Below are 15,632 nucleotides of genomic sequence, written 5' to 3'. Positions count from 1 at the left end.
AAAGCTGTGCCGGCCACGTTCCACGCCCAGCCAGCCGGAGGGCCCAAATCGCCGGGTATCGCGAATCATCTCCCGGGCCACGAGGCGGACGCGCGAAGCGCAACGCCGTATCGGCCCAAATCGCCGGGCCCCCGGGTCAACCCATAAAATGCCCTCCACCCCCCCATAAACGGGCTCCGCCGAGCAGGCCGCCACAGGCTAAGGACCACAACACCAAAAGCCCAAGCCCAGGGCTTTCGGTGTTGCGGCCGCTTAGCCTGGGCGGCCTAACCGCTCGGCTCCGCCCTCTGTACTTGGCGCCACCCTTGAATTATGCTACAATTTTCTTTAATCGCTGGTGCTTTGCATCAACCTCATGTGCGGAATTGAAGTTAATTGAAGGAGATTTGTTTTTATGATTTTTAAAGTACTGTACCAACCGGATATGGCTCAGACTCCCCGCCGGGAGACGACCCACACCCTGTATTTAGAGGCGGACAACGCCGTCGCAGCACGCCAGCTTGTGGAGAAAAACACCCCCTACAACATCGAACTCATCCAAGAGCTGACCGGCAACCATTTGGAATACGAGCAGAAGAGCCCGGACTTCAAATTGACGGAGTTTTAATGTATGGCCATTCATATCAAGAATAATGAAGTTGCCGTTTTTGCCATTGGGGGACTCGGCGAAATCGGTAAAAATATGTACGGCATCCAATTCCAGGACGAGATCGTCGTCATCGATGCGGGGATCAAGTTCCCGGAAGACGATCTGCTGGGCGTGGATTACGTCATTTCTGACTACCAATACCTGGTGAAGAACCGGTCGAAGATCAAAGCGCTGGTCATCACCCACGGCCATGAAGACCACATTGGCGGCATCCCGTTCCTGCTGCAGCAGCTGCCGGAGATTCCTATCTATGCCGGGCCGCTGGCCTTGGCGCTGATCAAGAGCAAGCTGGAAGAACACAATCAGCTGCGCACGACCGAGCTGCACGAGTTGAACGAGGATTCCGAGCTCAAGTTCCGCAAGTTGAGTGTCACTTTCTTCCGGACCACCCACTCCATTCCTGATACTTTAGGGGTGGCGGTGCACACGCCGCAAGGGATTATCATTCAGACCGGGGACTACAAGTTTGACTTGACCCCGGTGGGCGACCAGCCGGCGCCGAACTTGCAGCGGATGGCAAAGCTGGGCTCCGAGGGTGTCTTGCTCTTGATGTCCGACTCGACCAACGCGGAGATTCCCACGTTCACCAAGTCGGAACGCTTTGTCGGCAATTCCTTACGTCATATCTTTGAGAAAATCGAAGGCCGAATCATCTTCGCCACCTTCGCCTCAAACATCTCGCGGATTGCCCAGGCCAGCGAAACCGCCATGGCCAACGGCCGCAAAATCGCCGTCTTCGGCCGCAGCATGGAAGCGGCGATGGTCAACGGCCGGGAGCTGGGCTACCTGCACATTCCCGACGACGCCATGGTCGACGTGAACACCTTGAATCACCTGCCGGCGAATAAAGTATTGATTCTCTGCACCGGCTCGCAGGGTGAGCCAATGGCTGCCCTGTCCCGCATCGCTGCCGGCACTCACCGGCAGATCCACATTCAGCCCGGCGACACCGTCGTCTTTTCTTCCAACCCCATTCCGGGGAACACGACCAGTGTCAACCACACGATCAATCTGTTGGAAGAAGCCGGCGCCCATGTCATTCACGGCAAGGTCAACAACGTGCACACGTCTGGTCACGGCGGTCAGGAAGAGCAGAAACTGATGCTGCGGCTGATGAAGCCGGAGTACTTCATGCCGATTCACGGCGAATACCGAATGCTGCGGATTCATACCGACTTGGCAGAACTTTGCGGGGTACCCAAGGACCGTTCGTTCATTATGGAGAACGGCGATGTCTTGGCCCTGACCAAGGATTCCGCCCGTATTGCCGGACACTTCGCCGCCGATGACGTCTATGTTGACGGCAGCGGTGTTGGCGATGTCGGCAGCATGGTCTTGAAGGACCGCCGCGTCTTGTCCGAAGAAGGCTTAGTCGTGGTCGTGGCAACGATCGACTACCAGCACGGCGACATTCTCGCCGGCCCGGACATCCTGTCCCGCGGTTTCGTGTACATGCGGGAGTCCGGTGAGCTGATCAGCCAGGCCCAGCGCCGCGTCTTCCGGGCCATCCGGACCACGTTCAAGGGCGATACACCGCCTACTGAGGGCGCCATCCGTGACGCCATCACTGACACCTTGCAAGACTTCCTTTTCACCAAGACTGAGCGGCATCCGATGATTCTGCCCATGCTGGTGAACGCGAAGGCGTAACGGGCCGCACTGCCAACCGGTCGCGAGACTGGTTGGCTTTTGTTTGTCATTTTCCCCGGCGGGGGTGGAGAAAGGTTGACCGAATTGGCGCAAGCACAGTCCAGTACCGCGGTGCCCCGGCATTATGCCGTCCTGGTGAATGCCTTTGCCGGCAACGGCAACACCGGCAAGGCTTGGCCCACGATCCGCAAGCTGCTGGAAAAAGCCGCGGTGTCGTTCCAAGTTTATGAATCAGAATACCCTGGGCACACCACAATCCTGGCTCGGGCCTTGACCCGCAGCGAACAGCCCCGCCCCGACCGGCAGACCATCCTCTTGGTGATCGGCGGCGACGGCACGCTCCACCAGACCGTGAACGGCGTCCAATCCGCCGTCCGGGATGACGCATCGCTCGTGCCGCTGCCCATCGCTTACGTGCCCGCCGGTTCCGGCAACGATTTTGCCCGGGCCGTCGCCCTGCCCCAGGACCCGGAGAAGGCCCTGGAGATGGTCCTCGCAGTGACCGCGCCGCAGACCCTGGACATCGGCCACTACGTTGATCACCGTCACCAGCGGGAAGAGTATTTTACGAACAACGTGGGCGTCGGCTTCGACGGCCGCATTGTCTCCACGACTAACGACTCCCGCATTAAACGGGCCCTCAACCGGATCCACCTCGGCGGGTTGGCGTACCCAGTGCATTTTTTCGGCGCCCTCTTCAAGCAGCGGGCCTTTTCTGTCCGAGTCCACACCGACCAAGGCACCGCCCGCTTCCAGAATGCCTGCCTGGTAACCACCACGAATCATCCCTTCTTCGGCGGCGGTATCACCGTCGCCCCCCACGCTTCGATGCGGGATGGCAAGTTGGATCTGGTGGTGTTAGAAAGGACCAGCCTGCTGCAATTCTTCGGTCTCTTTGCCTTGATGGTCCTGTTTCACTCCCACCTCAAACGCAAGCGAGCCCACCACTATGTCACCGCCAAAGTTGATTTGACCTTCGGCGCCCCGGAGTTTGGTCAAGAAGACGGCGAGATTATGGGCGAACACATCTATGATTTCTCGTTTGACGTGTGCCACCAACCCTTTTGGCTCCCACTTCGTGATAACCAAATACTGTAATCAAAAAGATCCCTCGCGAGGGATCTTTTTTCGTGCTTTTTTTAGAAATAATCGGAAAAATACGGGGTCTGCTGGGGAATAATCTGCTCCAGCTGCTTCAACGCACTCTTCGAAGCGGTCAACCGTTCAATTTGGGCTAAGTAGGAGGGCCGCTTATAACTCATCAGCATCGTCGTCAGCGTTTGCACGTCGCAGGCTACCCGCTCCCCCACCGGCCGGCGGGTCACATGGACACGGCCGTCTTTCTCCCAGTAAATACCAAAGGTGCCGTTGTTCCAATCCGCTAACGGGTCGGTGATGTCGAAATGCAGCGGGGCAGCCCCTTGCTCAAACGGGAACCGTTTCAAAAACTCCGCCACATCCACGATGCGGCCCATGAAATAGGGTTTGATTGTCTCGTTAATGTCGCCGTCGTCCAGTAAGAAAGCCAACGGTTCATCCTTGTAGATATTGCCGCGGACGTGGGTGATCATCGAGAAGTGGGCACCGATGAAGTCCCACAACCCGATGCGGGCTTCCTGGTTCAGGTAGATCATTTCTTTGACGTGGAAGATCTCGTCGGCAATCCAGTACATCACGTACCCGGTGGGCTGCTCATCGTGGTCGTAATAGATCCCGACGAAGCGCTCTTCCTCGTTCTCCCAGCGCCAGTACTCGTCCCAGTTCAGCTGGTTGCGGATCATTGCGCCGTGGGTCTGGTGGGCGAAGCGGTCGTATGTCTTGAAGACGTCGGGATCGTCGATCTCACCCCGTTCCACATGGCCCGGCACTTCTTCATGCTGGGGCAGCTGGGTATCGCGGACATCGAAGGTCAGGTGGTCAGAAATAATCTCCCACCCTTTCTTCCGGTAAAACGGAATGGAATACGGGTACAGGAAGGAGATCCACTGCTTGTGGGCGCGCATGTGGTTCAATCCGACCTTAATCAAGTCGTGCATCAGGCCGTGGCCGGAATATTCCGGATAGGTGCCGACGCCGGTCAGTCCGGCCATCGCATAGAGAACGCCGTGGATATTGACGGTACAAGGGTAGATGGCCATGGAACTGACCAGCTCATCGCCCTTGAACCAGCCGATCACGTCGGATTCTTTGATTACCGGGAGCTTGGCCCGAACAATCTCGCCAGATTCATAACCGCTGTCCACCAACTCTTGATCGGTGACTTGGAAGACATAGCGCAGTAAATCGTTGTATTGATCCACCTCATGCACTGTCACGGGGCGGATCTCCAGTTGGTCGCGTATCTCGTCCATCATTATCCTTCCTCTTCTTGTGCTTGCTCAGTCGGTGTATGGCCCGGCATGAATTGCGCGGGCGTGACCCCGGTCATCCCAATCATCGGATCGATGCGGTGCTGCAGAATCATGGCGTAGGTCAAGGGCGGTGCCGGTCGTTCCGGAGCAGCCGATGTCCCCGCAACCGCTGCAGAACTGGCCGACTGGTCGGCGGGCTCAGCCGGGGACGCGCTTTGAACCGCTTGGTCGGACGCCGGTTGGGCAGCAGTTGCTTGGCCCGCCCCGTTGTGGGCCTGGGCCAGCAGCCGCTGGTCAAGCGTCGTTGCTCGCCGTGCACCAGGCCGATCGATCGCGGCCGTGACGGCCGACTCTTCACCGACCAAAATCAGCAGCTTCTCCGTCCGGGTAATCGCCGTATAGAGCAGGTTGCGTTCCAGCATCCGGCCATACTCGTGGACGACCGGCAGAATGACCAGGGGAAATTCGCTCCCCTGGGCCTTGTGGATCGTCGTACAGTACGCCCGGGTAATGTTATTGAAGTCGCTGCGGTCGTAAGTGACCTCGGTCTCATCATAGGCCACCGTCAGCTTATCTTGGTGTTTGGGGTCTTGCTTGGCCGGCGTCAACGACGTAATCTTGCCAATCTCACCATTGAAGACATTGTGTTCGGGATCGTTGACCAGCTGCAGCACCTTGTCGCCAATGCGGTAATGCGTTGTCCCGACGACGATCTCCTTAGAATTCTCTGGGGTCGCGGGGTTCAGCACGTCCTGCAAGACATCGTTCAAATGGGTGACTCCCGCCGGTCCGCGGTACATGGGCGCCAACACTTGAATGTCGAGCGGGTCGAACTTTTTCGCCGCCTTGGCGACAATCTGGCCGACGACGTTCGGTACTTGTTCAGCGGCCACCCGGAAGAAGCTGCGGTCGGCATGGTTGGTGAACAAGTCCGGGGGCACCAAGCCGTCGTTGACGTCGTGGGCCATCTGCACGATGGAGGACCCCGCCGCCTGGCGGTGGATTTTAGTAAGAAAAGCGGCCGGCAGTGTCTGACTGCTGAGCAGGTCCGCAAAGACCTGGCCTGGTCCCACCGACGGCAGCTGGTCCTTATCTCCCACCAGCACGAGCTGGGTACCTGGGGTCAACGCTTTAATCAGCTGGCGGAACAAAAACATGTCCACCATGGACATTTCGTCAATGATCACCAGCTGGGCACTGACCGGACTGGGCGGTGTAAACATCTCCCCTGGGTCGCGGCCAGTCAGCCCCAGCAGCCGGTGAATGGTGCCCGCCGGCAAACCGGTCAGCTCGCTCATCCGCTTAGCGGCCCGGCCAGTCGGCGCTGCCAGCTGAATGGGAAAAGGCGTATCCGTATAATCGGCCGGGTCCAGCGACACGTGGTGCAGCTGCGCATACGCGCCAATCAAGCCGCGGATCACCGTGGTCTTGCCTGTACCGGGACCGCCTGTCAGCAGGAAAACCGGCTGGGTCAGCGCGGTGGTCAGTGCGGCGGACTGGCTGGTATCGTATGTGACCCCAATATTTTTGGCGACCTGGGTCACGGCCGCGGCCACTTTCTTCATCCCCCAGTCGGCGTGGATGTCTGCCTGGGCCAGTTTGGTCAGCCCGCTGGCAATCTGCCATTCGGCCTCGTAGTACGGCGTCAGATACAGCCGCTGGTGTTCACTGACGATGGTCTTGTCCTGGACCATTGCTTTGAGGACGGCGGTGATGGCCGCCACGTCGGGGACCGGGAACAACACACCCTCACTGAGAACGTGCTGCGTCAAGGGCAGCAGCGTGGCGACGTCGGTATACACGGCCCCATCGGCGTTGTTCAACCGGTCGAAAGCCGCCCGAATGGCACTGCGCACACGGTGCGGATCGGCCGCCGTGAAGTCCTGGGCGGCAGCAATCTCGTCTGCCCGGCGGAACCCAATACCGGTGACGTCGCTGACCAAGCGGTACGGGTCCTCCGCCAGCTTGGTCAGGGTCTCGCCCTGGTATTTCTGATAAATGGCACTGGCCAGCCGGCTGGGAATGTGCCAGGCGTTCAGCTGGAGCATCACCCGTTCCATGCCGTAAGTCTGCTTCAGCGTACTGACCAGGTCGGTCTGCACTTGGTTGGGCAGGCCCAGGCCGGTCAACGCGGTCGGGTCTTGAATGATCTTGGTGATGGCGTTCTCCCCCAGCCGGTCCACAATGCGCTGGGCCGTCTTGGGGCCGATGCCTTTGAACTGTTTCTCGGCGAGGTAGGCGACAAGTCCGGCCTCAGTGGACGGGGCCGGCTGTTCATACCGCTCCGCCGCGAACTGGCGGCCGTACTTGGGGTGGTTGACCAGATGGCCGTAACAGATCAGCGTGTCGTCCTCCTTCACCGCCCCGAAGGTCCCCGTCACGACAATTTCACTATCGGACCAGGGCACCGAGATCTTCTCGATGTGCAGCAGAATGATCTTGTAGTAATTGGTAGGATTCTGGAAGAAAATACTCATCACCTGTCCGGTGACAGACGCCTCTTCAGTCGCTGGGCGCTGACTGGTCATCGGCTGGGCCCCCCTTCACCAGGCGGCCGATGTCCCGGAACAAGGCCGCCTGCTGCTGGTAACGGGCGGGATCCAGATGCCGGGCCCGAGCCAACGCCGCCTTAGCGCCGGCAGTATCCCCCTGGCCCAGCAGTGCGACACCAAGATCAAAATGCGGCTTGTACGCCGCCGGGGCCAGGGCAGCTGCTTGCTGCAGGGCCTGGACGGCCAGGGGCCAGTTCTCCAGGGCACTCAAAATATCCCCGTACAGCAGCTGGTACTGGGCATCGTTGGGAGCATGATCTACGGCAGTGAGGGCAAAGGCCAACGCCCGCGGATACTGCTTTTGGGCAAAATAAAGCTGAGCGGTGGTGTACGCTTTGTCAGCAGCCAGCGCTGGGTCGTGCACTTGGGCAAGCAGTTTTTGGGCTGTCTCCGCATCCCCCTGGCTGACCGCGACGGCGGCTAAGTTGTATTGCAGCAGATCGTCCCCCGGCAGCACCGCCAGGCCCTTCGTCAGCAAGGCCGCCGCCTGGTCGGGAGCACCCTGCTGCACCAGCAAGTGAGCCAAGGCAATCATCGCTTTTTTGTCCCGCGGGTTTTGGTCGATCTGTTGGACCAGTGCATGGACGCGGGCGGCCACGCGGTCCTTGTCTGTCAATGCCGGTTGGTTCTTTGTCGCCATGCCCAGGCTCCTTTCTGTCTTAAATCGTGTCGGTCTTACTCAACGAGCGGTGCAGGTAACTGGTCTCGTTCCACTTGACCAGCTGGAACGTCTGCCCGGCGTCGGCGGTGGTAATGATCGTCGTCGAGGTGTTGGTCAGTCCACCCTGCTTGCGAATATCCGCCAAGGGCGTGCCCAGCAGCGACTGGATCAACGCGGTCAGCGCCGCCCCGTGGCTCACGAAGAGGATGCGGGCGTGGCCGGTGCGGTCCCGCTTGATGGCTTTGGCCACCACGCCGCGCATCCGCTGAATGACTTGGGGGAACGTCTCGCCCTGGATCGGTCGCGGGTCATACTGGGCCGGGGCCGAGCGGAAAGCCGCAATTTGTTGCGGGAAGCGCCGCTCCACGTCGCGGAAGTGCATCCCCTCCATCTTGCCCAAGTTAAACTCGCGCAAGCCGTCATCAATATAGATGGGGAAAGTCTGGGCCAGTTGTTCCTGAAGAAAGATGGCGGTCATCTTCGCTCGAGGCAACGGGCTGGTGTAGAGCGCCTGGTAGCGGTGAGCGGCCAAGAAATGCGCCAGCTTCTCAATATCCGCATAACTCTCCGGCAGCAGCGGTGAATCACCGTGCCCGCCTTGGTAACGCCCTTCCAGGTTCCACTTCGTTTTACCGTGCCGAATAAAATACAATTCTGTCATGCACAAGAATACTCCTTCGTTTGAGCTGCTTGTCTCTCATTATAGCAGACATCGCGCGGCCCAAAAACGAACAGAGGGTGGAGGCCGACGGTTAGAGGGCGGAGCCGAGCGGAAGAAGCGTAAGCATAAGACAAAGCGGTCCGAAAACCCGCACTGGAGTTTTTGGACCGCTCTGTCTGATGCACTCGCTTCTGCTCGGCGGCGCCCGTTTAGCGCGGAACGCCACAAATGGAACTGGAACGGGGTGGGCCTATTTTGCCTCCGCACGCTGCGCGTTGGCACTCAGAGTGACGGGAAAGGGCGTATTGACCCAGCCCTAGAAAAAGAGTTTAGACGTATTGCAGCTCACGAGTCTTGGCGTAAGCGTGGTCGATCGTGGCCCCGCCCAAGCACTCGTCGCCGTCGTAAAGCACAACGGCCTGGCCGGGGGTAATGGCCCGGACCGGCTCATCGAAGTCCACGGTCATGCCGCCGTCGTCTTGCAGGTGGACGGTGACGCTGACGTCCGGCTGGCGGTAGCGAAACTTTGCTGTGCAGCGGAAGTCCGTCCCCCGGGTATTGGGCGCGATGAACGTCGTCCCGGTGGCCGTCAGCGAGGTGGCGTACAAGTGGGCGTTGTGGAAGCCTTGGTCGACGTACAGAACGTTTTTCTTCAAGTCCTTGCCGACCACGAACCAAGGCTCGTTGGACGTGCCGTTACCGCCCAGGCCGAGGCCGGAACGCTGGCCGATCGTGTAGTACATGAGGCCGGTATGCTCGCCAATGACGGTACCGTCCGGCGTCTCCATATGGCCAGGCTGAGCGGGCAGGAACTCGCTCAAGAAGTGGCGGAAGTTGCGCTCGCCGATGAAGCAGATGCCGGTGGAATCCTTCTTGTGGGCGGTCGCTAAGCCGGCCTCCTCCGCAATGCGGCGCACTTCAGGTTTCTCCAAGTGGCCAATGGGGAAGATAGCTTTAGCCAGCTGCTGCTGGCTGATCTGGGACAAGAAGTAAGTCTGGTCCTTGTTGCCATCGGCGCCCCGGAGCATGTGGGCAGTGCCATCGGCGTCCACCCGCTTTTGGGCATAATGACCCATGGCGATGTAGTCAGCGTCCAACTCGTCCGCATACTCCAAGAAGGCCTTGAACTTGATCTCCTTGTTGCACATCACGTCCGGGTTCGGCGTCCGTCCGGCCTTGTATTCTTGCAGAAAGTACTGGAACACCCGGTCCCAATACTCTTTCTCAAAGTTCACTGAATAATAGGGAATACCGATCTTCGCCGCCACCTTGGCGACGTCCTCGTAGTCCTGGGTCGCGGTACATACCCCATCATCGTCGCTGTCGTCCCAATTCTTCATGAAGACACCGACCACGTCGTAGCCTTGCTGCTTCAGCAGCAGGGCGCTGACGGACGAGTCGACACCCCCGGACATACCCACGACAATGCGGGTCTGAGCGTTTGGTTTGGTCAATAAAAACACCATCTTTTCTGGGAATACGAAACATTTCCACGATTTGAAGGTCGCAAAACGTTACGCTCGCTATGCTTTAGTTACTTGACGGGCTCTAGGATGTCCCGTTCGATCAAATTATCGATCAAGAAATGATACTGTTCCACGGCGCCCTGGGTCTCTTTCTTCTGAAAAATGTTCACGGCCCGCAAACCGGACACATCGGTGGTGGTCATTTGCAGCCCCGAAAAGTCCTTGGCGATCGTGATCTTCAGCCGGAATGACGGCGAGTAAGGGCCCTCCGTACTCAGCGACCGGTCATACTGAAAGTTCCCCGCGCGGGTCTCTTGGAAGCCCACGTCCATTAAGGCATACCGCTTGATGCCGGCGGACAGTTTGTAGCTGACGCTGTCTCCGGTTACTTTTGCTACTGGTTTAATTGCCATTGTTCAACACGCCTTTCTGCCATAGTCACCATTAAGGATACCATGGAACGCGGCTCCGTTGATAGCGGCACCAATGAGAAAACCATCAGCGGGCCGCGGCCGGCTGGGCTTGGGTGCGCTGGGCAATCTGGGCCAGTGCGGCGGCAAAAGCCTGGATCTGCTCGGGAGTGTTCACACTGCCGAAGCTGATCCGCACCGACTCCTTGACGCGGGGGCTGTCTGCCCCGAACATGGCGGTCAGCACGTGGGACGGCTCAAGGCTGCCGGCCGTGCAGGCAGAACCGCCGGATACCGCATAGCCGGCCAAATCCAACTTGACCAGCAGGGCATCCGTCGCCACGCCGGGGAGCCACAGGTTCAGGACATGCTGGAGTTCCGTCGGGGCCAGGGACCCATTGACAGCGTAACGGACACCAGCCGCATCTAACGCGTGCAGGATCGTCTGCTTGTACCCGGCAAATTGCTTCTGCCGGGCGGCTTTGACGGCAGGCGTTAATGCTTTCACGGCAGTGGCAAAACCAACGACGCCAGGAACGTTCTCGGTACCGGCACGGCGCTTGTGTTCCTGGTCGCCTCCCTTAATTAAGGGCCGGAAGTGCACATTGGCAGACTCGTACAGAAAACCCATGAACTTCGGCCCGTTGATCTTGTGGGCTGACGTCGACAAGAGGTCGATGTGGTCAGCAACGACATCGATGTCGGTCAAGCCATACGCCTGCACCGCATCGGTGTGGAACCAGGCCTGGTGGTCCTGGAGCAGCGTGCCGATGGCATGGATCGGCTGGACACTGCCCACCTCATTGTTGCCGGCCATGATCGACACCAGAATCGTATCGTCGCGCAGCGCGTTGGCCACATCGGCGACGGCCACGTGGCCGGTTTCGTCCACGGGCAAATAAGTGACCTCAAAGCCGAGCTGCTCTAAGTAGTGCATCGACTCCAAGACTGCCTTGTGCTCGATCTGGTCCGTGATGATGTGCTTGCCCAGTTGCTGGCGGGCCAGCGCGGTCTCCACGATGGCCGTATTGTCGCTTTCACTGCCGCCGCTGGTAATCACGATCTGGTCCGGTTGGGCGTTGATCGAATCGGCCAGGACGATCCGGGCATTCTCCAGCGCTTGCTTGGCATGCCGGCCAAAAGCGTGGGTCGAGCTGGCGTTGCCCCAAGTATCTTGTTCGGCCTGGGCGATGGCCTGAATGACAGCCGGGGATGGCGGCGTGGTGCCGGCATTATCTAAATATACAGGTTCAGTCATAAGTCTCTCCTTTCTAAAAAAATCGTTAGCAGTATCTGCTAACGAAAAATAAGTGTATCACGGGAACGCTTGTCCCGCAAGGGGTTAGGCGTTCTGAGCGGCCAGGTGCTGAAGAAAATAGAGAAACGCCGCGGCCGACCGGCGCCCGGCTTCAACGATGAATTCGTCGAAACTGGCGTTGGCATTCTCGTCGCCATTGTCGCTCAACGCCCGGATGATCACGCAGGGCGTCTGGAATTCGTGGGCGGCTTGCGCCACCGCCGCACCCTCCATCTCCACCGCCAGGGCCTGGGGAAACAGTCCCTTGATGCGGTCGATCTGGGCTTGGGAAGCAATGAATTGGTCGCCGCTGACGATCAGGCCGGTGCGAATCGTTTGACCCTTCGCCTGGGCCGCTTCGGCCAGCATCGCCGCGTAATGCGAATCACTGGCAAAGACCTGGGGCATCTGCGGCAGCTGCCCCGGCTGGTAGCCTGCCGGTGTCAGATCCACGTCGTGGTAGGCGACACCCGTGGAAATGACCACGTCGCCCACGGCTAAGCCCTGGCCGATGCCGCCGGCGGAACCGGTATTGACGATCAGATCGGGTTGAAACCGCGCCAGCAGCAGGGCCGCATTGATGCCGGCCTGCACTTTGCCAATACCGCTTTCAATGAGTATGACCGCCGTTCCGGCAATCGTCCCCGTATCAAACACACTTGTTCCGATGGTCACCTGGCCCGCATCTGTTAGCTGCGCCCGCAGTGTCCGGATCTCTTCTTCCATGGCACACAACACACCAATTTTCACGTCAACAAAACTCCATTCTCTTCATTGTTAATCAACAAACCATAACACCAGAAAAACACCAATCAGGGCCATCACCAGCACCGCGATGGTCCAATTCAACCGCCGCTTAAGCCGCTGGCTGTGGGCCTCGGCTAACTCCCCGGTCAAGGCCCGGGCTTCCTGGCGCTGCTTCTTCGCATAGGCCTTCTCCACGGCGATGCGTTTGGCATCCCGGGCTTTGAAGGCGTCTCGCGGCCCCGGCGCCGCTTGGGGCGGCTGCTTTTTCTTTCTACCCCACATCGCCGGTCAGCCTCCCTGTCGCCCGCTGCAGCGCCCACCAGTAGATGGCGGTAACCGTCTTAGCGTCCACGATTCGGCCGTCCGCCATGGCCGCTTGTGCTTGAGCCAGCGTCAGCCAGTCCACTTGGAGAAATTCGTCGCTGTCCAGGGGCCGCTTATGCGCCACCGGGGCAATGCGGTCACTGAAGTAAAGGTGTAATTTTTCCATTGAATAACCGACACTGGAATAGAATGTGGTCACGGGCTGCAAAGGCGTCACCGGGGCATAGCCGATTTCTTCATTCAGCTCCCGGCGGGCGGCTTCATCTGGATCGTTTTCACCTGGCTCCAGTTTGCCGGCAGGAATCTCCACGGAGAGCCGGCGTAAGGGCTCCCGCCACTGGGTGACGAACGCGCCTGCGCCGGCGTCATTCAGCACCAGCATGGCCACGGCGCCGTGGTGGTGAATGATTTCCCGTTCAGCCGTTTGGCCGTTGGGCAAACGCACTTGTTCAACATGCAGGGACAGAATATGACCGTCATAAATCGTCTTGTCTGATAACTGGGTCTCTTTAAACTGCGCGATTTCTTTTTCCGAGAACATGGACTACCTGCTTTCTGGGTACACATATGCTGTCTTATTCTAGCAGGTCTGGCGGCGAAGATTCAATGCGGTCCCCGGCCGGAAGCCAGGCGGAGGCGAAAATCCTTCTTTAGCCTGACCCGGCGCCCCTCTGCCTATGCTAGACTAATTTTGTTGAATCAGTTAGGAGGCTTTTTTATGCGCCACCAAAATCATGTGTGGGGCTGGGTCCGGATTGCCGGGATCGCCATGATCATCCTGGCCGTCCTCGCCCCCGTTGGCCGGAGGATGTGCGGCAGTTTCTACTATCCCCGCCACCTCTTTCACCCGTTGTTCGGAATAGGAGTGATGTTGATTATTATGGCTTTCTTATTCAGAAAAAAGCGGCGTCCCGAGCCGCCGACAAACAACACCGTCCCGCCGCTGACCAACCGGATGCAGGCCCATTACCATAAATTAGGCATGGCCGACGAGGACATTACCTTCTTCCGCGCCCAGATGGCCGAAGCCAAGGAAAAGATCGATCACCTGCAGGCCAACGTCGAGCGCAGCCCGAAGCTTAAAGCCGTCGACTTGAACTACGGCATGGTGCGGGTCTCCCAAGCCATGTTCCAGGCAATCGTCGACGATCCGCTGCACCTGGCCAGCGCTGGCGATTTCCTGTATCGCCACTTGCCTAGCCTGGTGAACTTAACGGATAAATATATTGAAATTTCTCACCACGAGGTCAAGACTAAAGATACGTGGACCGTCCTGGCCAAGAGCATCGAGGTCATCACCCAGCTCAGCCAGACGATTCAGAAGGATTACACCGCCTTCGTTCACTCGGATCTCTCGGAGATGGACGCGGAGATGACGACGGCCGAGCGGGCTATCCACGAGCACGACAAGCCCGCGGGTGCTACCCCGCCCGACCCAGACACCCCGCCAGCCGCCGCTGACCCTACGGCAGGCAGCGATTCGGCGGATGACGGAAAGGATGAGTGACTGTGAGCACAGAAGACCCGAAGAAAGAAACACAGCCGACTGCTGACGCCCCTCAAGACGATATGCTGGAGGGCCTGCTGGCGGATCCATTCAGCGAGCAAACTGCGGCCCCAGCGGTGAACGGCACCGCGGACAGCAAGGACGAGGCCGTTGCCTTAATTGACAAACTCCCGGCAGCAGAACAGGAAAAAGCCCACCAGCTGGCCAGCCAAATCGACATCAATAACCAGGAAGCCGTCATGAACTACGGGGCGGCGGCGCAGAAGCAGCTGGGCCAGTTTTCTCAAAGTATGCTGAACCAGATTCAAAGCAAGGACACCGGGGCCATTGGCGATTCCCTCACCGACCTGATGTACCGTCTGAAGGAAGCCAATCCTGATGACCTGCGGGCCGAAGACAGCAATGTCTTCCGCCGCCTGTTCGGCAAGGTCAAGCAGTCGATCTACGAGACGACGGCCAAGTACCAGAAGATTGGCGCTCAAATCGATGGCATTGCCGGGAAGCTGGGCAGTGAGAAAAACGGCTTGTTAGCAGACAACCGGGTCCTCGAAGAACTCTACCAAAAGAACAAGACCTACTTCGATGCCTTAAATATTTACATTGCGGCCGGTCAGCTGAAGATCAAGGAGCTGACGGAAGAAACGATTCCCGCGATGCAAAAGAAGGCGGAAGCCGCGGGCGGCGACCAGATGCTGCTGCAGCAGGTCAACGACTTGACCCAGTTCAAGGTCCGTCTAGAAAAGCGGACGTACGACTTACAACTGGCCCGCCAAATCACCCTGCAGCAAGCCCCTCAAATCCGCCTCATCCAGAATACGAACCAGGCGCTGGCCGAAAAGATCCAGGCCTCCATTAATACGGCCATCCCGCTGTGGAAAAACCAAGTCGCCATCGCCCTCACCCTGCTCCGGCAGAAGAACGCCGTGACGGCCCAGCGGCAGGTGTCGCAAACGACCAACGACCTGCTCAAGAAGAACAGTGAGATGTTGAAGATGTCTTCGATTGAAACCGCCAAAGAAAACGAGCGCGGCGTCGTCGATATCGAGACGCTGCAAAAGACCCAAAACGACCTGGTAGAAACCTTGAACCAGACGCTGCAGATCCAGCAAGAGGGCCGTGAGAAGCGCAAGAGTGCTGAACGGGAGCTCGATTCCATGGAACAAGATCTCAAGCGCCAATTGCTCAACTACACCCACGGTCACCAATCCGACAACAGCAGCGGTACCAACCGCCGCGAAGTGTAAGTTTAAGACAGAAAAAAGGGCCGGTGCGCATCCCTGATGGGGGTGTGCATCGGCTCTTTTCGTATGGTCTGAATTGTGGATTTGGAAAATGGTTCGCGAGAGCCGGCGATTTG

The 15,632-nt window shown here is 58.7% G+C and carries 15 protein-coding genes; 5 read left to right on the top strand and 10 right to left on the bottom strand.

From position 1 onward, the window contains the following. Positions 1–394: 394 nt before the first annotated feature. From L248_RS00840 to L248_RS00830, 3 genes are all read left to right on the top strand, one after another. The gene (locus tag L248_RS00840) at positions 395–607 is read left to right on the top strand and encodes a DNA-directed RNA polymerase subunit epsilon (protein ID WP_022528128.1); all 213 of its coding nucleotides are present in this window, start codon (positions 395–397) and stop codon (positions 605–607) included. A gap of 3 nt (positions 608–610) precedes the next feature. Beyond that, positions 611–2,299: a ribonuclease J1 gene (gene rnjA, locus L248_RS00835; protein WP_022528127.1), complete on the top strand. Its 1,689-nt coding sequence runs from the start codon at positions 611–613 to the stop codon at positions 2,297–2,299. 84 nt (positions 2,300–2,383) lie between these two features. After that, positions 2,384–3,397: a diacylglycerol/lipid kinase family protein gene (locus L248_RS00830; RefSeq protein ID WP_196811972.1), complete on the top strand. Its 1,014-nt coding sequence runs from the start codon at positions 2,384–2,386 to the stop codon at positions 3,395–3,397. A gap of 41 nt (positions 3,398–3,438) precedes the next feature. On the opposite strand, the gene L248_RS00825 is transcribed toward L248_RS00830, so the two are convergent. The 10 genes from L248_RS00825 to L248_RS00780 form a co-directional block, all read right to left on the bottom strand. Further along, positions 3,439–4,653: a GNAT family N-acetyltransferase gene (locus L248_RS00825; RefSeq protein ID WP_040534158.1), complete on the bottom strand. Its 1,215-nt coding sequence runs from the start codon at positions 4,651–4,653 to the stop codon at positions 3,439–3,441. Beyond that, positions 4,653–7,178, bottom strand: coding sequence for an SF1B family DNA helicase RecD2 (recD2, locus tag L248_RS00820; protein WP_051999812.1), 2,526 nt, complete (start codon positions 7,176–7,178; stop codon positions 4,653–4,655). The genes L248_RS00825 and recD2 overlap by 1 nt, the downstream gene beginning before the upstream one ends. After that, on the bottom strand, positions 7,153–7,842 hold the full coding sequence (locus L248_RS14995) for a tetratricopeptide repeat protein (protein ID WP_022528123.1): 690 nt from the start codon (positions 7,840–7,842) through the stop codon (positions 7,153–7,155). The genes recD2 and L248_RS14995 overlap by 26 nt, the downstream gene beginning before the upstream one ends. 19 nt (positions 7,843–7,861) lie before the next feature. Next, positions 7,862–8,524 (bottom strand): histidine phosphatase family protein, encoded by a 663-nt coding sequence (locus L248_RS00810; protein WP_022528122.1) that lies wholly within the window; start codon positions 8,522–8,524, stop codon positions 7,862–7,864. Between the two features lie 329 nt (positions 8,525–8,853). Then, positions 8,854–9,978, bottom strand: a complete 1,125-nt coding sequence (gene mnmA, locus L248_RS00805) for a tRNA 2-thiouridine(34) synthase MnmA (RefSeq protein WP_425423432.1) — start codon at positions 9,976–9,978, stop codon at positions 8,854–8,856. A gap of 80 nt (positions 9,979–10,058) precedes the next feature. Continuing rightward, the gene (locus tag L248_RS00800; protein ID WP_022528120.1) at positions 10,059–10,403 is read right to left on the bottom strand and encodes a DUF1831 domain-containing protein; all 345 of its coding nucleotides are present in this window, start codon (positions 10,401–10,403) and stop codon (positions 10,059–10,061) included. Positions 10,404–10,488: 85 nt separating this feature from the next. Then, positions 10,489–11,658: a cysteine desulfurase family protein gene (locus L248_RS00795; RefSeq protein WP_022528119.1), complete on the bottom strand. Its 1,170-nt coding sequence runs from the start codon at positions 11,656–11,658 to the stop codon at positions 10,489–10,491. Between the two features lie 84 nt (positions 11,659–11,742). Next, positions 11,743–12,447, bottom strand: a complete 705-nt coding sequence (locus L248_RS00790; RefSeq protein WP_022528118.1) for a 5'-methylthioadenosine/adenosylhomocysteine nucleosidase — start codon at positions 12,445–12,447, stop codon at positions 11,743–11,745. 27 nt (positions 12,448–12,474) lie between these two features. Next, positions 12,475–12,726, bottom strand: coding sequence for a hypothetical protein (locus L248_RS00785; RefSeq protein ID WP_022528117.1), 252 nt, complete (start codon positions 12,724–12,726; stop codon positions 12,475–12,477). Then, the gene (locus L248_RS00780) at positions 12,716–13,309 is read right to left on the bottom strand and encodes an NUDIX domain-containing protein (RefSeq protein WP_022528116.1); all 594 of its coding nucleotides are present in this window, start codon (positions 13,307–13,309) and stop codon (positions 12,716–12,718) included. Before L248_RS00780 ends, L248_RS00785 begins: the two co-directional genes overlap by 11 nt. A 177-nt stretch (positions 13,310–13,486) precedes the next feature. Here L248_RS00780 and L248_RS00775 point away from each other — a divergent pair, with 177 nt between their 5' ends. Together L248_RS00775 and L248_RS00770 are read left to right on the top strand one after the other, a co-directional pair. Beyond that, positions 13,487–14,275, top strand: a complete 789-nt coding sequence (locus L248_RS00775) for a 5-bromo-4-chloroindolyl phosphate hydrolysis family protein (RefSeq protein ID WP_051999811.1) — start codon at positions 13,487–13,489, stop codon at positions 14,273–14,275. A 62-nt stretch (positions 14,276–14,337) separates the two neighbouring features. Then, entirely contained in the window at positions 14,338–15,519 is a 1,182-nt protein-coding gene (locus tag L248_RS00770; protein ID WP_040534335.1) for a toxic anion resistance protein, read from the top strand. Positions 15,520–15,632: the final 113 nt, after the last annotated feature.

The sequence above is a fragment of the Schleiferilactobacillus shenzhenensis LY-73 genome (assembly GCF_000469325.1).
GTDB lineage: Bacteria > Bacillota > Bacilli > Lactobacillales > Lactobacillaceae > Schleiferilactobacillus > Schleiferilactobacillus shenzhenensis.
This window is presented reverse-complemented; position numbering and strand designations above follow the sequence as displayed.